Source organism: Leptospira sp. B5-022, assembly GCF_000347035.1.
Classification (GTDB): Bacteria; Spirochaetota; Leptospiria; order Leptospirales; family Leptospiraceae; genus Leptospira_B; species Leptospira_B cinconiae.
The window spans coordinates 1-21,451 of the sequence record NZ_ANIJ01000025.1; the positions used below are offsets into that span (position 1 = coordinate 1).

Annotated in this window: 19 protein-coding genes; 7 read left to right on the plus strand and 12 right to left on the minus strand. The window is 42.7% G+C overall.

The window, feature by feature from the left end:
- Nucleotides 1–222: 222 nt before the first annotated feature.
- Entirely contained in the window at nt 223–1,734 is a 1,512-nt protein-coding gene (locus LEP1GSC192_RS12225) for an aldehyde dehydrogenase family protein (RefSeq protein ID WP_369750175.1), read from the minus strand.
- Between the two features lie 375 nt (nt 1,735–2,109).
- Here LEP1GSC192_RS12225 and LEP1GSC192_RS12230 point away from each other — a divergent pair, with 375 nt between their 5' ends.
- From LEP1GSC192_RS12230 to LEP1GSC192_RS12245, 4 genes are all read left to right on the plus strand, one after another.
- A complete protein-coding gene (locus LEP1GSC192_RS12230) occupies nt 2,110–3,633 on the plus strand; it encodes an HDOD domain-containing protein (protein WP_020770468.1) in 1,524 nt (507 codons plus the stop codon).
- Between the two features lie 146 nt (nt 3,634–3,779).
- The gene (locus LEP1GSC192_RS12235) at nt 3,780–5,072 is read left to right on the plus strand and encodes an LruC domain-containing protein (RefSeq protein WP_020770527.1); all 1,293 of its coding nucleotides are present in this window, start codon (nt 3,780–3,782) and stop codon (nt 5,070–5,072) included.
- 108 nt (nt 5,073–5,180) lie between these two features.
- Complete coding sequence (locus LEP1GSC192_RS12240; RefSeq protein WP_020770321.1) at nt 5,181–6,230, plus strand: sensor histidine kinase; 1,050 nt, start codon at nt 5,181–5,183, stop codon at nt 6,228–6,230.
- Nucleotides 6,227–6,901 (plus strand): response regulator transcription factor, encoded by a 675-nt coding sequence (locus LEP1GSC192_RS12245; RefSeq protein WP_020770534.1) that lies wholly within the window; start codon nt 6,227–6,229, stop codon nt 6,899–6,901. The genes LEP1GSC192_RS12240 and LEP1GSC192_RS12245 overlap by 4 nt, the downstream gene beginning before the upstream one ends.
- Here LEP1GSC192_RS12245 and LEP1GSC192_RS12250 read toward each other — a convergent pair.
- The 4 genes from LEP1GSC192_RS12250 to LEP1GSC192_RS12265 are packed head-to-tail and all read right to left on the minus strand — an operon-like array spanning nt 6,898 to nt 12,183.
- Nucleotides 6,898–7,494, minus strand: coding sequence for a DUF1554 domain-containing protein (locus LEP1GSC192_RS12250; RefSeq protein ID WP_020770339.1), 597 nt, complete (start codon nt 7,492–7,494; stop codon nt 6,898–6,900). The genes LEP1GSC192_RS12245 and LEP1GSC192_RS12250 overlap by 4 nt on opposite strands.
- A gap of 3 nt (nt 7,495–7,497) precedes the next feature.
- Complete coding sequence (locus LEP1GSC192_RS12255; RefSeq protein WP_020770453.1) at nt 7,498–8,325, minus strand: hypothetical protein; 828 nt, start codon at nt 8,323–8,325, stop codon at nt 7,498–7,500.
- Between the two features lie 9 nt (nt 8,326–8,334).
- Nucleotides 8,335–9,846, minus strand: coding sequence for a FecR family protein (locus LEP1GSC192_RS12260; protein ID WP_020770328.1), 1,512 nt, complete (start codon nt 9,844–9,846; stop codon nt 8,335–8,337).
- 3 nt (nt 9,847–9,849) lie between these two features.
- Entirely contained in the window at nt 9,850–12,183 is a 2,334-nt protein-coding gene (locus LEP1GSC192_RS12265; protein ID WP_020770480.1) for an adenylate/guanylate cyclase domain-containing protein, read from the minus strand.
- Nucleotides 12,184–12,335: 152 nt separating this feature from the next.
- Between LEP1GSC192_RS12265 and LEP1GSC192_RS12270 the strand changes: the two genes are divergently transcribed.
- Genes LEP1GSC192_RS12270 through LEP1GSC192_RS12280 form a run of 3 tightly spaced genes read left to right on the plus strand, consistent with a single transcriptional unit; the run spans nt 12,336 to nt 15,109 of the window.
- Complete coding sequence (locus LEP1GSC192_RS12270; protein ID WP_020770504.1) at nt 12,336–13,355, plus strand: mechanosensitive ion channel family protein; 1,020 nt, start codon at nt 12,336–12,338, stop codon at nt 13,353–13,355.
- Between the two features lie 49 nt (nt 13,356–13,404).
- A complete protein-coding gene (locus tag LEP1GSC192_RS12275) occupies nt 13,405–14,262 on the plus strand; it encodes an LA_0991 family prenyltransferase-like protein (protein ID WP_020770372.1) in 858 nt (285 codons plus the stop codon).
- Nucleotides 14,263–14,305: 43 nt separating this feature from the next.
- A complete protein-coding gene (locus LEP1GSC192_RS12280; RefSeq protein ID WP_020770342.1) occupies nt 14,306–15,109 on the plus strand; it encodes an SDR family oxidoreductase in 804 nt (267 codons plus the stop codon).
- 173 nt (nt 15,110–15,282) lie between these two features.
- Here LEP1GSC192_RS12280 and LEP1GSC192_RS12285 read toward each other — a convergent pair whose 3' ends face one another.
- The 7 genes from LEP1GSC192_RS12285 to LEP1GSC192_RS12315 all read right to left on the minus strand — a co-directional run bounded on the left by LEP1GSC192_RS12285 (nt 15,283) and on the right by LEP1GSC192_RS12315 (nt 21,388).
- Nucleotides 15,283–16,233, minus strand: a complete 951-nt coding sequence (locus LEP1GSC192_RS12285; RefSeq protein WP_020770502.1) for a class I SAM-dependent methyltransferase — start codon at nt 16,231–16,233, stop codon at nt 15,283–15,285.
- The gene (gene ddpX / locus LEP1GSC192_RS12290) at nt 16,230–16,889 is read right to left on the minus strand and encodes a D-alanyl-D-alanine dipeptidase (protein WP_020770332.1); all 660 of its coding nucleotides are present in this window, start codon (nt 16,887–16,889) and stop codon (nt 16,230–16,232) included. Before ddpX ends, LEP1GSC192_RS12285 begins: the two co-directional genes overlap by 4 nt.
- 259 nt (nt 16,890–17,148) lie before the next feature.
- A complete protein-coding gene (locus tag LEP1GSC192_RS12295; RefSeq protein ID WP_020770377.1) occupies nt 17,149–17,703 on the minus strand; it encodes a C40 family peptidase in 555 nt (184 codons plus the stop codon).
- A 72-nt stretch (nt 17,704–17,775) separates the two neighbouring features.
- The gene (locus LEP1GSC192_RS12300; protein ID WP_020770311.1) at nt 17,776–18,720 is read right to left on the minus strand and encodes an alpha/beta fold hydrolase; all 945 of its coding nucleotides are present in this window, start codon (nt 18,718–18,720) and stop codon (nt 17,776–17,778) included.
- An 18-nt stretch (nt 18,721–18,738) separates the two neighbouring features.
- Entirely contained in the window at nt 18,739–19,539 is an 801-nt protein-coding gene (locus LEP1GSC192_RS12305) for an SDR family oxidoreductase (protein ID WP_020770532.1), read from the minus strand.
- The gene (locus LEP1GSC192_RS12310) at nt 19,536–20,384 is read right to left on the minus strand and encodes a metal-dependent hydrolase (protein WP_020770455.1); all 849 of its coding nucleotides are present in this window, start codon (nt 20,382–20,384) and stop codon (nt 19,536–19,538) included. The genes LEP1GSC192_RS12305 and LEP1GSC192_RS12310 overlap by 4 nt, the downstream gene beginning before the upstream one ends.
- Nucleotides 20,385–20,428: 44 nt before the next feature.
- Nucleotides 20,429–21,388 carry a M24 family metallopeptidase gene (locus tag LEP1GSC192_RS12315; RefSeq protein WP_020770358.1) on the minus strand — a complete coding sequence of 320 codons (960 nt, stop codon included), beginning with the start codon at nt 21,386–21,388 and terminating at the stop codon, nt 20,429–20,431.
- Nucleotides 21,389–21,451: the final 63 nt, after the last annotated feature.

Sequence of the window (21,451 nt, forward strand, 5' to 3'; positions counted from 1 at the left end):
CGAAGCTAAATTTCAAATCAAACAAACTGCACCATAATCGCTCACCGGCTCCCTATGGGTCGCTGCGGCAGGGATACGAAGGGCTTTAGTCCTGGCGAAGCCAGGATGAGCGCGAATGCGCGAACCCGTAGTAGCCCGGTCCGAACGAAGTGAGGAACCGCCCCTAAAAACAAAAAAGCCCTCCGAAGAGGGCTTTCAAATCGAAGAAAGTAGAGGAAGTTCTTAAACGAAGAACTTCTTGGTGAATTGAAGCATTTTATCCACGAAGCCGGTATAAGGTGGATACAACATTTCAATCGAAGAGAATGGGGCTTGTTTAAAGACGGACTTCTCGTGAGAGAATGTTCTGAATCCCCACCAGCCGTGGTAACTACCGTGTCCGGAGTGATTGATCCCTCCGAACGGTAAATTCGGGTTCGCCAAATGTACGATAACGTCATTCACCGCAGCTCCTCCGGAAGATGTTTCCTTGAGGACTTTGTTGATATACTTGTTATTACTTCCGAACACATAGAGTGCAAGCGGCTTCGGTTTGGAAAGAACCTTCTCCACTGCTTCATCCAGGTTTTTGTATGTTAGGATTGGAAGCACCGGTCCAAAGATCTCATCTTCCATGATCCTTGCATTTGCTGGAACATCGGCAATCAGTGTAGGCTCTATATAGTTTTGAGAAGAATCTGTTTCTCCTCCCATTACTACCTTTCCACCTTTTTCAACCGCTTCGTGAATATAACCGGAAACTCTTTGGAAATTCCTTTGGTTCACTAAACGACAGAAATCTTTGTTGTTCTTAATGTCCGCAGAACTTTCTCCATAGAAAGATTTTACAGCGGCCTTCGCTTGTTTTACGAATTCTTCCGTTTGTCCTTCCGGTAGAAGTAGATAGTCAGGCGCCACACAGGTTTGTCCTGCGTTCATGATCTTTCCCCAAACCAGTTTTTGAGCCGCCTTTTTCAGGTTCGCTCCCGGTACGATGATCGCCGGAGATTTTCCTCCCAACTCCAATGTCACTGTAGAAAGATTTTTTGCCGCAGCAGCCATTACGATCTTTCCTACATGTGTACTTCCCGTGAAGAAGATGTGATCGAATGGTAACTCCATTAGAGCTGTCGAAACCGTATGATCTCCTTCGAATACGGCTACTTCTCCCTCTTGAAAGGTTTCTTTTACTAGTTTCGTAAGTAGTTTAGAAGTTTCGGGTGTAAATTCGGAAGGTTTGATGATCGCAGTGTTTCCGGCTGCAAGTGCGGCAGTCAACGGTGCAATCGCAAGATAGAACGGATAGTTCCATGGAGAAATGATCAGCGTTACTCCCTTTGGTTCGTAAGAAATAGAACTTCTCGCACCGAAAAGTGACACTGGGGTTTTTACTCTTTCCGGTTTCATCCAGGTTTTAACATGTCGGATCGCATCTTTTAATTCTGCGATAGAAGGCATGATCTCCGTTAGATCCGTTTCGTGAGGAGCTTTTCTAAAATCCTTTTGTAAAGCCTGTTTGATCTCCGGGGTCAGTCTTTCCACTGCCGCCAGTAATTTTTTCAATAATACGATTCGATCCTTCGCCTTGGAAACTTTCAGAACCTTATGAAAATGACGTTTTTGAGCATCGAATACTCTTTGCATCTCCTTAGGGTTCGGAGCAGGAAAAGAAGCCGTTCCGCTGGAGGCGGAAGAGACTGAGCTCGCCGGTTGTGTAGCTGTGCTGGACATGAGGGGTCTCCTAAGTTCTAACATTCTGCCGGAAATCCGGACTGGTAGAGAACCAAGATTTAATTTCATCAAATTCAGGATTTTGGCGCAACCTTTTTATTGAATGATCATTCCGTAACTTTTTTGGAAAAAGTCTCCTCTCCAGACCAAAGTCGCTTTTTATTCAACCTGTTATGCCAAGAATTTTCCTACTCGATCGAGTGATGGTTTAGTCCAAAAGGACTAATTACCATTGACGTTTTTGGAAATTTATTTCCGACAAGAATGGAAAGATAAATTTTCCGATCGGTATTTTTTTCCAAGTTTAATCCGTATAATTCGCTTAGTAGAATCTTATTTTTCATTTTTAAGTTTCGCTAATTCTTGACAAAGACCACTAACGTTTTTCAGAGTTATGATATGAGCCAAGGGAAAACCCTAGAACTTTTCCATCACAAAGACCACGGTATATTCAGCAATTTGAAAGACCTGGATCATCCCATTTCGGAGAATATCCCGTTTCATTTTAAATTTTTTAATCTTACGGAGAGTGTAGACAGCGTTCTCTCCAAAACCTTGGATCGTTATCTTTTACATTTGGATATCATATTCGTGAGGGACTCTGTTCTTGCTGCCTTAAAAGAAACCATCACGAACACCATCAAAGCAAATATCAAAAGGATCTATTTTAGAGAACTGCAAGCAGATATCCAAAATCCGAGCGTGTATCGTAGTAAGATCACAGGGTTTAAAAAAACTTATCTGGATAATAAGGAGAAATACGAAGATCTTCTCTTTAAAAACAATTACGTTGTTTTAGTTTCCTTCATTCATAATAAGGATACCATCCGCATCCGAGTGATGAATAACGTAAAACTCAGTCCGGAAGAAGTGGATCGTATCAATGAGAGGATCGAAAAAGCAAAAACGTATAACGATCTTGCGGAAGCTTTTTTAGAAAAAGGGGACGAGACGGAAGGAGCAGGTCTCGGGCTCATCATGACCTTAATGATGTTAAAAAACGACGGCTTGGGCGCGAGTTCCTATAAGGTAGAAAGCCAAGGCAATAATACATCCGTAATCATAGATATTCCGATCCAGATCCAAAAAGAGAACGTTCAGATCCAAAAGGCGGAAGAGATCATTAAGGAAGTAGACCAACTTCCTACCTTCCCGAAAGCAATCCAAGACATCCAAGCAGCTATCGATAAACCGAATTCTAGCATCAGTCAGATTGCCGAGATGGTAAAGAAGGACGTGGCTCTTTCTGCAAACATTCTGAAATTATCCAACTCGGCGGCTTTCCGCAGAGGGAACAAAGTTGAGTCCTTGGATAGAGCGATCCAACTGATCGGTTTGAAAGAATTGCAGGTTTTGTTATATTCTCTCGGAACAAAACAGATCCTGGAGAACAAGTTCCCTGCCTTCTTAACGATCTGGGAAAAATCCAATCAATGTGCATATTACTGTAAATTGATCGCCCAAAGATTGAATCTTCCTAAGGAAGCTATGAGTAATTTGATGTCGGCGGCGCTTCTTCATGATATAGGCGAGATCATTCTTCTATCCTTGGAAGAAGAACGGATGGGTAAGATCCAAAATTATTCCGCATCCAAAGAAATCGCATCTTCTCTTTCTATGGAAGAAGCCGCATTCGGTATTACCCATACTAAGATTGGAGCGCTCATCGCGGAAAAATGGAATTTCCCAGAACTATACTCTAAAACGATGGAATATCATCATAGGCCTCAATTGGCGGAAGAACAGTACAAAGAGATCATTTTCCCTATTTATCTGGGAGATATGATGATCAAGATCAACAACGAAGAAGCCAAGTTCTCCGAGATCCCTGATGAAGTATTAAAACATTGTAAATTTTTCTCTTCCGGGGATTTCCATTCTTTCCGGACCAAAGCTTTAGAAAGTTTCCAAGCGACTCTTTAATTCGCCGGAATTCCGGCAATTAGAGATCTCATTCGAACAAAGTACCAAAAATAGTATTAGCCGAAGGTTCCGGAAATCTATACCTTCGGGTGTATTGCGTATTGATGAGAGATAAGCATAATCATGACATCCCTACGGGTGCATATATGACAAAAAAAATCCTAACCTGCTTTTTAGCCTCTCTCAGTATCTCTTTCGTGTCCTGCACGTCTTCCAGCGATCCGAACTACGCTTGGTTGATGAGTCTGGTAGCAGGGGCAACTCCAGTGGAGGCTCCTTCCGGGCCTACCGATTTCGGGATCGATATCAATGACGAGACCGCTCCGGTAGATTTCGTATTCGATACCACTCGCACAATCACCGTTAACGTTCAAGTCATAGATCCTGTGGCTCCTGTGAACGGGTCCATGGTGCAAGTTACAGTGCCTTCCGCCGTTCCCGGTGCTCCTAGTAATAAATCGGTTTTTAAAGCTTATACGAATCCCAGCGGAGAAGTTACGGGTAGTTTTACGGTAGATGGTGATACTAAAACAGTTCATCTAACCGTAGAAGCGTACGGCAAGTTTTACGAAGCAGACATTTCCATCGCGACGGTAAGTAAAGTAGATAGAAGGATCTCTATCAGCTTCACAGCGACCGGCCAACAGATCATCGATTCCGATGGAGACGGTGTCCAAGATTTCGAGGACGTATTTCCGAACGATCCGACAAGAGTGAGTTCGATCCGTGTTCCTGCGGAAGATTATTACACCACATCCTATGAGGACTTATTTCCGAAACAAGGAGATGCGGACTTCAACGACTATGTGATCCGTTCTTATTTCGAAGAAGATCTGAATAAATTCGGCGAGGTAGTACGAGTGAGGGGTTATTTCACTCATGTTGCGAAAGGCGCCGGATACAATCATACTCTCCGTTTCGGTTTACCTGGAGCAAGTGTGGCAAGTTATTCACTTCTCCGCTATGCTGCAGACGGGACTACCTTGGAAGAAAACTTAAGCGGAACTCCGACATCGATTGCTGATCTGGAAATTTTAGGAAATAGCTCTACTACAATTTCCAAGTCGAACGCATCCAGAACGGATACCGTTTTCATAAAAGGAAAAACGGCAAAATTGGAAGTTATTCTGTCCGAACCGATCTCTAAACTGGCGCTTGGACCTGCTCCTTACGATACGTTCATAAGAGTCGTCAATACCGGTAAAGATATACATGCTGCAGGAAGGTACTTCGATGCGGAAGGTAAGGACATCTATAGGGATGCTTCCGGTTTCCCTTGGGTACTTCTTGTACCTGGAAACTTCCAATGGCCTTACGAAGCTACGGATATTCGAAATTCGTATCCTACTTTTAAAACTTGGTATGAATCTCTTGGAACCACTAATTCGGATTGGTTCCGAACTCCGAATACTTCGGATGTGTTTCCGGCTACGCCCTAATTTGGGACTCCTGAAAGAGTAAAAGCAACCTCCCCCTTCCCTCATTCGGCCGAGGGGAGGGGTTTTTTTCTTTTCGATCCATAAGCCGGACTATATCCTGAACTTTAAGTGGCTTCAGGACTTCTCAAACGAAAAGAAACCAAACAATCTGGCTCTTACTCCGGTAAGGAGCAGGCTTCTAAATTCCTTTCCTTGGTAGAGGAGATCTCTCCTATCGTTGCCTTGGATGAAAACAATATTGTCCGATTTGCAAACGCATCCTTTCGAAAAGAATTCAAACTCAGATTCGCAAGCACAGTAGGCAAAAATCTATTCAATCTATTAAAGTTGGATTCAAAGGAAGAAGCCAACCTAAGAGAAAATCTTCACAAGGCTCTCAAAACAAAATTACAGAACCAGGAATTCAGAAAAGGAAAGAAGTCTTACGGATATTCTATCTTCAGATTCAAAGACAGCCTTGGAATGATCTTAAAAGATATCACCGAGAATAAAAAGTTAGAGAAGAAGATCGCCACTCTCCACACACAGGTATTAGCTTCCCAAGAAGAAGAAAGATCCAGACTCGCAAGAGAACTTCATGATGGAGTTGGACAACTTATACTCGCTGCAAAATTACATTTCCAAGCGTATCAAAAATCTGAGAAGGAGCATCCTGAATCTTTCGGCTCCGGTCTAGGACTCATCGATCGAGCTAGCCAAGAACTCCGCGAAATTTACACAAATTTGCAACCTACTTCCTTAAAAGAACTAGGGCTGGAGGCCGCTTTGAAATCTCTAGCGAATCAAATTTTTCCGATACAAAAAATTAAAGTGAAATCAGAGTTCAAGGTTCCCGAAAAAATTCCACAGGAAATACAGAACCAAGTTTTCAGAATTTTACAGGAAATTTGCGCTAATATTCTGAAACATTCCCAAGCGAATAAAGTGGAGTTGAAGATCTTTTCGGAGAATGATACTTTGGTAGTTTCTGCAAAAGATAACGGAAAAGGATTTAAAGAAAAAGAAGCCAGAATAAAATCTACCGGATACGGATTGGAAAATATTCGGAGAAGAACCGAGGACCTAAACGGTACTCTTTTTTTAGAAACGGAGCCCAATAAAGGCACTCAATACGTGCTAAGGATCCCGTTAAAAAAACGTTCCAAGGAGAAAGTATGAACGCCCAACCCTCCGTTTGCAAACTCTATCTTGTAGACGACCACGCGATCTTAAGAGAAGGTCTTAGGCTGATCATTTCCGGACAAAACGATCTGGAGATCATCGGCGAAAACGGGAACGCCGAACAGGCATTAGATGAGATAGGCAAATTAGAGCCTGATATTCTCATCACGGATATCTCCATGCCGGGAGTTAGCGGTATCGACCTCGTTAAGGGAGTCAAAAGATATTATCCCAAAGTCCAGGTCATCATTCTATCCCGACATGATAACGAAGAATACATCCAGAAACTGGTGGACCTTGGCATCAACGGTTATGTCCTAAAAGACGACGCAGGAGAAGATCTACTCAGAGCGATAGATGCGGTCCGCAGAAAGGAAACATATTTAAGCCCAAGGATCGCAACTCGTGTACTTTCCAATATCGGCCGCAAAAAGACCGGAGAACTCCAGGAAGAAGGTCCGTCAGTATTCTCGGTTCTTTCCGACAGAGAAAGACAGATCTTAAAATTGATCTCAGAAGGAAATTCCAACGAGAAAATAGGGAAACTTCTTCATATCTCGCCTGCAACCGTAAAGGTGCATAGGGCAAACATCATGAAGAAGTTGGACTTACACAAAGTGGCGGACCTGGTAGTTTACGCCATCCGGGCAGGGATCGTAGAGAGTTAATTTCTAACGCAAAGTAGGCTTTTAGGCTGATCGCATCCATCCGAGAAGCCTTGGTTGAATCCCCCAATGGTATTGTCTGCGGGGGCTCCGTATTCTCCGAATTGCCCAGCGGTACCATCGCCCCAATTAAGACAGGTATCTCCTACTCCAAAAGTCATACTGATACCCGTCCAATAGTTTCCTGCTCCAGGAATTCCGGTCGCACTATCCATCGGGACCACAGGGATCGCGGAACTGTTCGTATGAAATATGAGAGTCTGTCCAGGATCCATCGCATAATAATTCGTATTTGCAAGTAGAGGCCAGCCCGCTCCTCCCGGTACCCGAGTCGAAGCCGCGATCAATGCAACGTATTCCAAAGCGGAACCGGGTAATTCGGGGACTTCTGAAGTTTTTGCACTTTGACAGATAAGATCCGCACCTCCAACTCCGCCCAAGTTTCCCGTATTGGGGGAAGTCGTAACGAACAGATAACGTGTTTTTCCAAGAATCCCTAAGAGGATGAGTTCATCTCCTCCGGGAAACGGCTTGGAACAAGCGGAGCTAAAAAAACCGGAAAGAAAAATGAGTAAAGTGGTAATTCGAAGAGCCATTGATCAGAAGCTCCTTGTATATTGGACTTCCCATCTGTTCTGAGAGAATCCGGTATTTGCAAAAGTATTTTGATTTCCGCCTCGATCAGGGCTCACCTTGAACTGCACCGAATCTCCTTGTGGAAGTTTATTTTCCAACCAAAGAGAAAGTGCTACGCTTAGGACAGCAACTCCCCCGATAAGGGCCTGATTGTTTTGGTGCATTTCATATTCTTTCTTATCGTTCTCTCTTGCCTGCCAAAGATAAAGAGTAAAGGAAGAAGGTAGATTTAAACTTAAGACCGCAATATTCATCGGATCGTTTAACGGCTTTGAGGCGAGAATATTCCCGGCCTCTCGTTCCGAATTTCCAAGATAGGCAAGAGCCCCGAACCAGGCCCAAATACTGTAGGACTTCCAACGTTCTCCTTTGGAATAATATCCAGTGCCCGGGATCCAAACAAACTTGGAGGTTTTGTTTCCTTTACTAGCCTCTTCTTTTTCCGCCAAAGCGACCGCTTTCGGACGGTCTTGTTCAACTTTAAAATTGGTCCATGGAGTATAAGAAGCAGGCTTTCCGAATCTATTGAGTGCAGCGATCCTGTACTCGTAGGTACCTGCTTCTAAGGAGAATTCTATTTCGTTCTCGGAAACCTTCTTTTCTAAAAATAATTCCTGAGAAGGTTCCGCTTTTCTTACTTCCACCAAATAACCGCGGCTTCCTTTTACTTCTTTCCATTCTATATAATAAACGAAACTTTTTTTCTCGGCAAAAACCCCCGAGGATATGGAAAAGAATATTAGAATAAACTGAAATACAATACCGAAATTTTTTCCGCGGAATAAGAACATGCCTTCTCCTTAAGGGCGAGCGCCACTGGATTTTGTTTCCGGGGCTTCCAATTCTTCCCTAAGTAATATTTTAAAATCCGCTTCCGATCTGAGGTTGGGATCGGAATCCGATTCGATCGTCCAACGAAATGTTCCTACATCCAGTTTTTCCAAATCTTTGAACACCAACCGATCCCCTTTTGTCTTTTTTTCATAGATCAACTCGTCACCTGAGCCTCTCTTATAAAAAAGACGAAATTTCCATTCGCTTTGTTTCTGTTTGGCGGAGAATTTCCATCGGAAAGAGATACTTTCCTTACCGGTCATATCCACCACTGCACCGTTTTTCGGGAAATCTACGGAAAGATCCGCATTTGACTGAGTCTCCGGAATAGCTGCTATCTCTTGTTTTGTTTCTGCAACCTGGAGCACAGGAAGTGAAATGGAAAATTTACGTACTTCCGAAAATGTTTCCGTTCCGGGAAGATTGGTATAAGATTGTACTCTCCAATAATAAGTCCCGGGATCCAAGGTGAGTGAAAAATTCGTACGGAATACTTGGGTCTCGGACAAGGCTCCGAAATTAGGATCGTTAGAGATCTGCAATTTATATCCGCTTGCTATCTTTTGTTTTGCCCAGGAGAATGCCACGGTCCTATCTTCCTGAGAAAGATCTTTTTTAGGATAATGTAATTCTACCGGAAAGTTCGGGAGAACTCTGAACTTTCGGACTTCGGATATTTTTTTGCCGTCCTTAGAGTTGACCCTCCAATAATAGATCCCTTCCGGGAATTTTTGTTTATAATAAGGCTCCTTGGAAGGCCTTTTCGAAATATATACGGTGAAGTCCCGTCTAGGAGAAATTTCTAATATACCATCTTCTCCTCCTTCCCAACGAAACTCAACCGTTTGCTCCAATTCCGCAGGAAAATATCGATAAGAATCTTCGGGGCTAACAAGGCTCCAATTTTGGTTGAGTTTATTTCCATTTAAGGAGCTTTCTCTTTCACCTAATGTTTGTTTGACGTTTCCGTCTTCAGACCATTCTACCTGGCCTCTTTCCACGTCTACTCGAGTGCCGTTCTCGTTTTTGGTGATTTGGAATTTGGAGCCAAGTTCCGCTTCTAAACCTACCGTTCCTGCGATCACGGAGAGTACTTTTTTTCCGCTCTCTACCAATATATTTCCTTCGGTTAGATCCAGGTTCTCCTTATTCTCCTTTAATTGGAGAACCACCATGGACTGAGGATCTAATTCTATCCGAGTGCCTGATTTTAAAAATACTACCGCCTCGGAAGCCTCGTCCGTTCGGATGGAATCCCTATCGTATACGGGCATTCCTTGCTCCAGATCTTCCCATAACATTCTGTCCGGAAATTTTCTTTGTGCGGTTTTATAACGGAAAGAGACAGTTCCCATGATTTCCTTTCCCGTACCACCACTGGACTTGGACTCAAAATATAGAAGGTATAAAGATAAGAAAAGTATAATGAAGCAGCCAATGCCTACCTGCCATTCTCTCTTGTAAATTCTCCAATCCATATCTTAATCCGCAATCGCCTTGGAAGGAGAATCAGGCTCCGGTATCCCGCAAATCTTACGGAGTTCTTCTATATTTTTAGGACAGTCCGGATCTTCCAACCAGCCCAATACGGCATAGAGTCGTTGGGGTTTTTCTTTTCCTCGGATCCAAACCGGAGGAAGTGATTCGAATTTATAGTGATCTTTTACTTTTTCATACGATGTTTCAGAGACTAATATATCCGTCCCGAAATCTTTGGTTAAATATTCTATACGAGAAGCGAGATTGACGGCGTCGCCGATGACCGTGAACTCCAATTTTTTTTCCGAGCCGATCTGCCCTACCACCACCGGCCCCGTATTGATCCCGCATCCGAATCTTGCCTGGGGTCTTCCTATCTCGTTACCGATCCGATTGAACTCCAACAATGCGTTTCTCATCAGAAGTGCCGAGTTTATCGCGTTCCTTGCATCATTCTCATCCGTATACAATGCGCCCCAGTGGGCCATGATCGCGTCCCCGATGAACTTATCTACGATCCCTTCCGTAAGATAGATACATTCCACCATTTCTGTGAAGTATGCGTTTAGGAAGTCGACCACCTCGCTAGGTTTTAATTTTTCGGACATCCCAGTGAAGTTCCTTAAATCGGAGAAAAATACGGTAACATCTTTGGTAACCCCGCCTAAGGGCATATCTCCCGCCAATGCCCTTTCTGCGATTTCCTTATTCACAAATTTTCCGAAAGTGTCTTTGATCTTCTCTCTTTCTTCCAAGCCATGGGCCATCTTGAGGAATGAATTTGTTAGAACTCCGACCTCGTCTCTGGTTACCGGTTTGATCCCAACTTTATAATTTCCTCGTTCAATCTGCCTAGTCGCACTCAGTAGATTGATCAAAGGAACAGTTAGAGTTCGGGAGAATAGAAATACCACTAAGAATGCGAGGCTTAAGACGGAGATCAGAATATAAAAATTCTGCCTTCTGATCTTATACACCGCTTCGAATGCTTTGTCAGCTTCGATGGAAGATACAACTGCGAGGTTACCGTCTTCCAATTGTTGGAAAGATCCTAAGGTTTCCTTTCCTTCGAAGATAGAAGTTTGGGATCCGTTATCCGCGGGACTTCTTAATAAAAATTGAACCAAAGGATTTTTAGAATAATCTTTTGCGGAAACCGTTTCGGATTCTTCCGTATGAGCGACTAATCTTCCTCTGGAGTCCACAACCCAGATCGCAAATAGTTCGGTCTGTAAAGCGGATCTCGCTGATTCCCAAAGATCTTGGGGAGAAATTAAGAAGAAACCATACCCTTTTCCCGAAACGTCTTTTTCGATAAATAGAACCGCAGGGAAACCGAATTTAGAACTGATATTTTCCAACCGAGTGGCCTCGAATTCGGAAGCGAAATATTTCTCCTTATCTTCTTTCGGGATCGAGACCCATAAACCGCGGATCTCATCTTCTTCTTTTCTAAGATCTCGGACGAACCTTGGATTAAAAACAAGCGTAGATTCTCCTTGTTCGTATTTTCCCCAGGCTAGAATTTTAGGATGAGTGGAAAAAAATCCCGAGATGAAAGCAGGCGGAGCGATCTTCTTAGAATCAGATCCCTTGGAAGGACGAATATTCCATTTATCCGTAAACTCGGATGATTTGGCGGAAAGTTCTTTGATCCGAAGACCGACCTGAAGTCCTGTCAATCTCGCCAAACTCAAGTTATACTCTTGAATAAGTGATACGGTATAATTTCGGAACAGAGTGGTAGCGAGTCCGATCATTAATCCCATACTCACCACTACGATCGCGGTAACGATCGCAAGAAGTTTCACTCGAATAGTGATCCTAGATGCCTTAAAATCCTCCCCATGGTTTTTAGGCGGTTCTTGTTTTTCTTTTTGCGGTTTTTCGGAAGTTATATTAGGAGAATATGGTGTATATACTTTGGTAGATTCTTCCTTTTTGCCGGAAAGTATCTCTTGGATCAATTTTACGAATGCATCGGATTCGTTTTCGGAATAACAAACCAGTACGGAGCCCAAATGAGACCTAAGAAAACGATCCAGTTTTCGGGCTGAGTCCGGTGAAGAACGGAACTTTGTCCCATCCATCGTAGAGAGACGGATCTTATCCTCTTGGAGTTTTTTTACAAGATCTCTGAAGACTTGGCTATTTTTCCAAGCGCTCGCCTCCGATTTCGTTCCCCAAAAAACTACCTCTTGGATGCCTTTTGTATGGATCTCGTCCATCCATTCGGAAAGATTTGATCTTTCTTCCGGAAATCGTCTAGCGTAGGCGGACATAGTGCCCGTGAGAGGAACTTCTAAAATTTGATTTTTCGCGATTCCCTCTTGCATGGGGATAGGAGTCTCTGAAATCTCTCTAGTTTGTCATTACAAAATCCGATTTTATCTCCCTCTAGATTTGCCCTCGGTTTGCCACATAATTCGGTACTTCCATTTTTTCTTTTCTATAAAATACTTCCTCTTAATCTGGGAGAATGATTTGGATGGACGCGATTTTAGAAACGAATTGGTTGCTCGGAGTAATTTCGGTTATTTCCGGAATTCTTTTGGGTTATCTTTTCGGCGGATTCATCGTTCCAAGGCTTGCAAAAACTCTTACTAAAGACCAGTTAGACACCGGTCATCCTCTATATACCGCACTTCTTTCACTAGTTCGATTTTCCTTTTTTATTTTTGGATTATATACCGCTCTTCGATTCTTAAAATTAGAATCTTCTACGGATGAAAAAATTTCTCTTTATCTGAAGGTTTTCGGCATCTTAGCATTCACGTTTTCTTTTGCAAGAGTAGGTTCCGGAGCTTTTACTTTATATTCTTCAAAGGCAGAAGGACTTCTCCCCTCGGCATCCATACTGAATAATATTGTTCGGATGCTAATCTTACTCACAGGAGGTTTGGTCGCATTACAAACGCTCGGGATCTCCGTTACTCCTGCTTTAACTGCATTAGGGGTGGGAGGTCTTGCATTTGCGTTAGGTTTGCAGGAAACTCTTTCCAATTTGTTTGCAGGACTTGGGGTTTTACTCGGTAAAAAAGTATCCGTAGGAGATTATATTTCTTTAGAAACCGGAGAAGAAGGCATAGTAGAAGATATCAACTGGAGAACTACTTCTCTCAAAAAAAGGAACGGAAGCAGGATCATTATTCCGAATGCAAAGATGTCCAAGACCACGTACACGAACTATAGCCTTACAAATACAGGACTTTGGACCGAACTAGAGATAGGTATTCCTAAGGAAGGAAATTTGGATAAGTTGGAATCGATTCTTATACAAGCTGCGAACTTTTCATTAGCGCAAATCTATGGGAAAGGAGGTTATAACGAATCCAAAATTTCGTTTCGTTATGTTTCTTTCGGACCGTCTAATATCGATTTGGTGATTTACATTCCGCTAAAGAACGTAGATGACTCCGGGCAAATTAAATCCGTTTTTATAAAATCCTTGCATTCCCAATTTAGATCAGAAGGAATCGATAACATATCCGCGAAAGCAATAAAATAATCCGAAACAGACTAATTGATTCGCGGAAATTTGTCGTAATAGAGATCGTATGCGAAAGGTTTTAGAAAACAAACTTTGGTTTTATGTTCATGTACTTAGTTTGGATATATGTCTTGGCGTTTTGGGTTCCGGCGCCTTAGCCACTGTAGTAACCGGTGCCAAGATGAAAACGGTATGGTGGCTCCTTCTTCCGTTAAGCGTTTGGGTCATCTATACCTTGGACCATTTACTGGATGGAAAGAAGGTGGGAGAAAATTCCATCAACCCGCGTCATAAATTCCACTACGATCATTCTAGAATTTTAACGATACTTTGTGCTATCGCAACAATTATCGCCGCAGTTCTTGCATTTCTGTTATTGAGAGAGATTGTTTTATTAGGTGGAGTCTTATTAGCAACCTTAGCAGTGCTTCATTTAGGAATTGCTCGATGGGGAAAAATACGTTTCGGAAAAGAATTCTCCGTGGCATTGATCTATACCCTAGGAGTTTGGTTCGGTCCCTTATTACTTGTAGGGTTTCGTTCCTGGACCGTTCCCCTACTTCTATTCTTATTCTTCTTAGGTACGACTCTAAATCTAGTCATGAACTCTCTCATGGAAGCGGAGTTGGACGCCAAGGAAGGCCAGGTCTATCTATTGGGAGTTCTTTCTCCCAAACTTGCTAAGGAATGGGTATTACGATTGTCCTTGCTCGGATTTCTGGGCGCCTTAGTATTGGCCGGCGGAATACGGAAATGGGCGCCGGGTACATCGGTTTCGGCCTCTTTAGTGATCGCCCTAATTTGTGCCGTTCCCGGAGGGATCCTGCGTTACGCGGACCAATTCCAAGATTCTCAAAAGTATAGGATTTTAGGAGAAGGGGTTTATATCTTGGGCTTGGTCCCTTGGTTTTTAAATTCCTTTTAGATCCGAACAACCGCCTAAGAAATTTAATATCGGAGATAAAAATATGGGAGACTTTTTCAAAGACAAAGTCGTTTGGATTACAGGAGCTTCTTCCGGAATCGGTGAATCTTTAGTAAAGGAAGCCGCGAGAAGAGGAGCGACTTTGGTTCTTTCTTCCAGAAGAGAAAAAGAATTAAAAAGGGTCCGCAAGGAGAACGGACTAACGAATTCAAACAGCATGATCCTTCCTTTGGACCTGGAGGATTATAAAAAATTAGGAAAGGCCCCGGCTCAAGTCATCAAAACTTTCGGAAAGATTGATGTGCTTATCAACAACGGCGGGATCAGCCAACGTTCCTTGGCTCATGAAACTTCCCTTGAGACTTATGAAACCTTGATGAAGGTTAATTATTTCGGAAATATTGCCCTTACACTTGCGGTACTTCCGCACATGAGAGCGAGAAAACAAGGATGGATTTCCACGATCGCGAGTGTTGCAGGACTCATAGGAGTTCCATTGAGAACCGGATATTCTTCCACCAAATTTGCGTTAACCGGTTTTTACGAGGCTCTTAGAGCCGAAAATACGAAAGAGAATCTGAAAGTTACCTTGGTATATCCGGGCTTCGTGAAGACCAATATTTCGCATAACGCACTCAAAGGAGACGGAACTCCTCAGAAAAAAATGGACAAAGTGATCGAGAATGGGATCGATGCGGACGAATGTGCAAAAAGGATCCTGGATGCGATCGAGAACGAGGACCTACAAGTGATCATTGCTGGTGGAAAAGAGAAATTCGGTCTATTTTTAAGACATTATTTTCCTAAGTTTTTCGCGAAATTTTTGTCTAAGACGGCAGTCACCTGATTTTGTAGGAATTCCTACAGGGGCCAAGGCTCGCCCCCACCCTGCATTTGGGATTGGGGGGAGTGGCTCGTGGGAATCGTTTGCTCTATATCATAAAACTGTAAAATCTTCAATCACAATTTATGGGCAATTTTGTAGGAGTTCCAACAAACCCGAATTCAATTTGCAGTGGCCTACTTTCTCATCTTCCAGACAAACCGGATCTTCTCATTCCGAAAATCTTCCGGATGAGTTTGTTTCGTAATATCCTGAATATCTTCCCAAAGAAGTTCATCCGTATCCAATTTGAATTTTCTAAAATTCGTGGAGAAAAAAAGGATCGCACCAGGTGCGGAAAAATCCCTATAGATAGAATTCAATAAGAAAGAATAATCTCTTTGCACATCGAATATATCCTTCATCTTTTTACTATTAGAGAATGTAGGAGGATCTACCACGATAAGAGCGTATTGAGTTCTTTTAGGATTGGTTCTTTCTCTCTTCAGCCATTCCGTAATATCTTCTCTGATAAACTCATGTTCTTCGGGAGAAAATCCGTTTAGTTCAAAGTTTTCCTTGGACCAATCCAGATATTTTTGGGAGAGATCCACACTTGTGATTTTTTTCGCGCCGCCGTTAGCCGCATAAACGGAGAACGCACCGGTATAAGAATATAAATTTAATATATTCTTCCCGGAGGCCTCTTTTCTGAAAAGATCGCGAGTCGTTCTGTGATCCAAAAAAAGGCCCGTATCCAAATAATCGCTTAAATTGACCTTGAACTTCAATCCGCCTTCATTTACGTGGATGGATTTTTCTTGAGTGTCGAACTTTTCATATTGGAGATTGCCCTTTTTTCGTTCTCTGGTTTTCCAAAACAAATTTTCAGGAGCAAGTTGAAGAATTTCGATTATAAAATTGCGGATGGAATTTCGTTCCGATTCTCTCTCATCTTCTGACATCGGATAGGAATTCAAGTATTCGGAAACTAGGCAGTAATTTTCGTATAAGTCGATTGAGATCGGGACCTGAGGAATATCGCGATCATAGACCCGAAAACAAGTGATCCCCCTTCTCCTCGCCCATTTTTTCCAATGTTTGGACATCCTGGTCAAACGATTGGAGAACATTTCTAAATGTTTCATTTCTCCCAAAGTTTCGGATCCACCTCTACTAAGGGATAAACTTTTGCATCCCCGTCGTTATAATGCCACCATTCGGAACTGATCTGTTTAAATCCATGCTTTGTCAGAATTCCAACAAGAACCTCCAGATTTTTAGAAACAACCGGTTCCAAGTCTTTGCGAAAGGGAGAAGCTTTGTATGTGAATTCGTCGTAAGCGCTTGGCATTTCCAATTCTCTTCCTTCTGAATCGATAAGCGTAAGATCAACTGCTCCACCTCGATTATGAACGGAGCCTCCTTTAGTAGGATTTCCTACGTATCTTGGATTTGGAACTTTCTCCCATAAGATCTTTTGTGCATACGGAGGGCGATAGCCGTCCCAGATCTTAATCCTGTATCCATAACTTTGGAATTCGGAGTTGGCAGCCTTCAATTTTTCTGCAGTCTCTTTTCTAAGTAAACAAGTTTGGAAAGGATAGATAACTGAGCCCGTAAAATTATCCGAAGTAGAATAACGTAGATCGATCTCTATATTCGGATCTATATCTTTTATGTTCACTAATCCTTTTTCGATCCTTAAGGAAGGTTTAACTTCTTCTAAATTTGGGACAGGAGATTTTTGGCAATAGAAGAAGTTAAGCAGAAGTAAGATCGGACCGAAACTGCGGCCTCTCATGCAGGAGTTGATTTCGGTTCTTCTGCTCTGATTGTCAAGGACTTCAGGAGCGAAGCGACTATAGTCCGTTTGAAAAGACAAATTATCGACCAATAACAAAGTCGCGGGCTTCAGGAGCGAAGCGACTATAGTCCGTTTCATAAAGCAAATTATCGACCAATGACAAAGTCACGGGCTTCAGGAGCGAAGCGACTATAATCCGTTTGAAAAGGCAAATTATGGACCAATAATAAAGCCGCGGGCTTCAGGAGCGAAGCGACTATAGTCTTCCGGCAAATACGAATCTAGTTTTGTAATAGTTCTCATCCAAAGAATTGACGGTTACACCCTTGACTACGGATGCATGCACAAACTTTCTATCTTTGAGATAGACTCCAACGTGGCTGATCTTCTCGCCGTATATATTAAAAAATACTAAATCTCCCTCTTGCAGATCGGATTCGGGTATTTTTTTAACCTGTTTGGAAATGCTTTCGGAAGACCCTGTGATCGTTTTGGAATACGCTTTTTGCACCAACTTGGCGGCAAGACTGGAGCAGTCTATCCCGGACTCGTTTTTGCTGTTGTCTTTATGAGGAGTGCCGATCCAACGTTGGGCTTCCTTAAACAATTCCAAATTACTTTTGGGATCGATCTCTAATTTCCAAGTTTCGGAAAAGTAATTTTGGACTTCCTTCTCAGAAAATGATTTTGCCTGGTCTGCGACGAGGACCAAAGCGAAAAAAGGTATGATCAAAAAAGAAAGCGATCCTAAATTTGGAAGAACTTTCTCTTTCCATAAAACTAGAATTTTTTGGACTCCGTTCAAGATCATGCTTATCTGACCCTTTTCGAGCGGATCCGGTTTCTTTTTTTCTAGTTCGAAGCAATTACAATTTTGCGTTTCTCAGCCGATCTCCCACACAAATTCTCTGATTTTTTCACTGACCACATCAGGGATCGTTCTTTGGATCCAGTGATTGCTATCGTACGTATATTCTCGATAGGAATCGCAAATCCTTTCATGAAGTCTATATAACTCCGGTCGGATCGCAAAATCTTTGAGCGGAATTAGAACTTGGACCGGCACCTTGATATGTTTCGGCTCCGGATACGTTTCCCCTCTAAGCAACTCTCTATACAAATTCACATTGGAGACGGTGGTCGCTACAATCTCTTCCTTGGATTTATTTCTAAGGATATCATTCTTAGGAACGCCTCCGGAATTCATCGTATACTTCCAGAAAAATTTACTGAAAGTCCTCCAGATCCATTCAGGAACGAAAGGAATTTGGAAATATAGAATGTACCAAGATCTTTTAAGTTGAGAAAGTGCCTTGTACAAAGAGATCGGATTTCCGGAAAAAGCCATTTGAAAAGCGCTCCTCTTCCCTAATACCGGATGCGGTCCGCCCATAGCAGTATAGGATTTTATCCAAACCGATCTTTGCTCGTCAGCAACAAATGCCCAACTGATCAAAGATCCCCAGTCATGAGCGACAAGATGTACAGGTTTATCGTTTCCGATGAACCGGATCACTGCTTCCAGATCTTCGAATATTCTACGAACATTATATGCTTTTTGTTTTTTAGGCTTATCCGATTTTCCGGAACCTCTGAGATCGAGAGCGGCTACATTATAATCCTCTTTTAAGGATTCCATCTGGTAGGACCAGACCCTATGATCGTCCGGATATCCATGAACGAATAAGACGGTCGGCCTGTTCGGTCTTTCTTTGGCTGTATGATTGTATTTTACATACAAAGAAACATCACCGTTCTGAACGAAGGTTTCCGTCCAAACTTCCGCCTTTTCCTTTTTTACTCCATTTTCCAGTTGGGTAGCCGCCATATTTTCGCCTCTTACTATTTAAGAAAATTTTTGTCCGAGTCTTTCCATTCCTCTTAAAAAACCGGGAGACAGTCTCGTCAAAAAGCGCAGTAACTTCGCGGTAAAACCCGGGAAGACATGCATCTTCTTTTTTTCAATCCCTCTCACTATGGCTCGAACCACCATCTGTGGACTGTCTACGATCAAAGGAGGAACTACTTTAGGTTTATCCGTTCCGAATTGCTGAGAATGTAGTATGTTCGTATTTGCGAAAAAAGGATACACGTTAGTCGTATATATCCCCTGGTGTCTATAACCGGAATCCAACGCTTCACCCAAGGCCCTGATCCCGAATTTGGATACGGAATAATATATCAATTCACCCGGGGCAGTGATCCCGGCACAGGAAGATAGATTTACGATCTGTCCGTATTTTCTTTCCAACATTGCAGGTAAAAATAAACGAGAAAGATAGATTGGAGCGTATAAGTTCACGTCCAAGATCAATTTCCATTTGTCCATGGGAACATCCAGTAATCTTCCGCCGAAAGCCAAACCTGCGTTATTGACTAATATATCTATCTTAGGTTGGATCTTGATCGCTGCTTTATAAGCTTTTTCGCAACCTGATTCGCTGCTTAAATCCGCAGCAAAACTTCCGAGTATTTTACCGGGTACAGGTTTGGAATTTTCCAAATAGAATTCAGGTTTTGTTTCAGGCGCTTTCATATCCGTAAGCACTAGATTGGCGCCTTTCTTTAACAGTTGTTTGGTTAATTCTTTCCCAAAACCACCGCTTGCTCCGGTGATTAAAATGTTTTTCCCGCTTAATCTGCTCATGCAATTTCCTTGTATTTATGCTCTGGGGATTCGAAGATCACTCTACTTAATTCCAGATTATCTTCTTGTTCCGGATGAAACCCGGGACGGAAGTATCTGAAGAATGCACCCGCCGCATGAAAGAAGACCTTTTCGTCTATAAAGATAAAACGGAAAGCATCTTTTCTGGTTTTCCATTTAAAAGTAAGTCCCTCTTGCCAGAGAAGGATTTCCGCACCTATAAATGTTGCCGCCCAGAACACGATAGTCACTCCGAGGAAAGTGATCATTCTTCTGAAATAATTTCCGCTGATATCCAAGAATACATCGTAAGCCGCGGATTTGTGTTCTATCTCTTCCGCTGCATGCCATTCCCAAAGGCGTTTCATTTCGGATTCCGCTTGGTCTAAGGCCTTGATCTGCAAGCCTATTGTCGCTACCAGAGAAGTATAATGTTCTGCCCCGGCTGTTGCCGCCAAACAAGACTTAGCTGACATGATCTTTTCCACGTAATTTACGAAGAAAGAATTCACAAAATCGGTGAATGTTTTGATCTTAAATCCTTGGTCTTCCAGTATTTTCCAGGTCTTTTTATGTTCTCCCGCATGTTGCGCTTCTTGGCCCATAAATGCTTTTGCGTTCCTAAGGACTCTTGGATCCTTAATATTTGGGAGAAATTTTTGTATACTTCTAATAAAAAATCTTTCTCCGTCCGGGAAAAACAATGTCCAGGTATTCAGAATATGGGTTTTATACGCTGAACCGTCCATCCAATGTTTACTGGTCCCGTTTTCGCTAAATTCGAATTTAGGTTTTCTGACTGGATAAAAATGAAAATCCTTATCCTGTAAAATTTCGCTGCTCATAATAAGCCTTCTAATCAAATATTAAAATTATTGAATGTATTTCACTAAGCCGGGACTTTTTGTTTTTGTTTTTTAACTGCAGGCTTAGAAGGGGACTTTGGTTTTTTCTTTTCCTTCCAAAGGCGAACATGAGGAAGATCCTCATCCAGCCAATACGCAGTCGAATCGGTAACCACTAAGATCTCCTCCCATTTTGCTCCGAACGATTCAGACTCTTTTGTGCCGTTATAGATTTTGCCTATATGCGGTTCTACCGCCCAGAGCCCGGGTTCCGCTCTGAAGTCGGAACCTTCTCCCCATAATGGCGAGTGCCCAGAAACTCCTGGGATCAGATCTTTGATCATTTGTGGAAATAAATAGGCGAATGTTTGGAACGGAAATCCGTTCACTCTTCCGCCTGGGAGATTATAAGCCGGGAGTCTTCCCACCTTATGCCCTAAAACTCCCTGGGGATAAATGGAATGGCAGTTAACGTATCCGGAAGCACGGATCCTTGCATCCACTTCCAAATAGATTTCGGATAAGGTTCTTTCTTCCAAGACCCTTCTTAAAATTAATTCTCTGTATTCTTCTAAATTTGCGAGCGCCTTATCGTGTTCCGGATTTTTACCGAAAGAAAATGCGTATCCAACGTCTGCGGCTCTTCCTGCAAACGTAGGAGCTACGTCCAGGATCACAGCCATACCTTCTTCCAATCTGCGGTTGGAAGGTTGGAACTTTCCGCCAAAATGGGGAAGTAAACCTTCTCCATTTCTTAAATAATTCAGAGAGAGTGGACGTTTGAATCCTCTGAATGCGGTCCGATCTCCGAACCATGCAAACCCATAATGGAAGAAGGATGTGCCACCTGCATTTCGGATATAATCGTCTATCTTACGGGCCGCTTCCTTTTCGGTGATCCCCGGATACAATTCCTTGCGTACGGATTCCACCGCTTCGTAAGCCAAGGCTTGCACTTTGCGGTAAGATTCTAGTTCTTCTCTAGGATATGTTTCACGGGACATAGGTCTCTTCTCCTTCCTTGCGGAATCCGACAGGAAGGTTTTATCCTAACCGATATGCGAAAA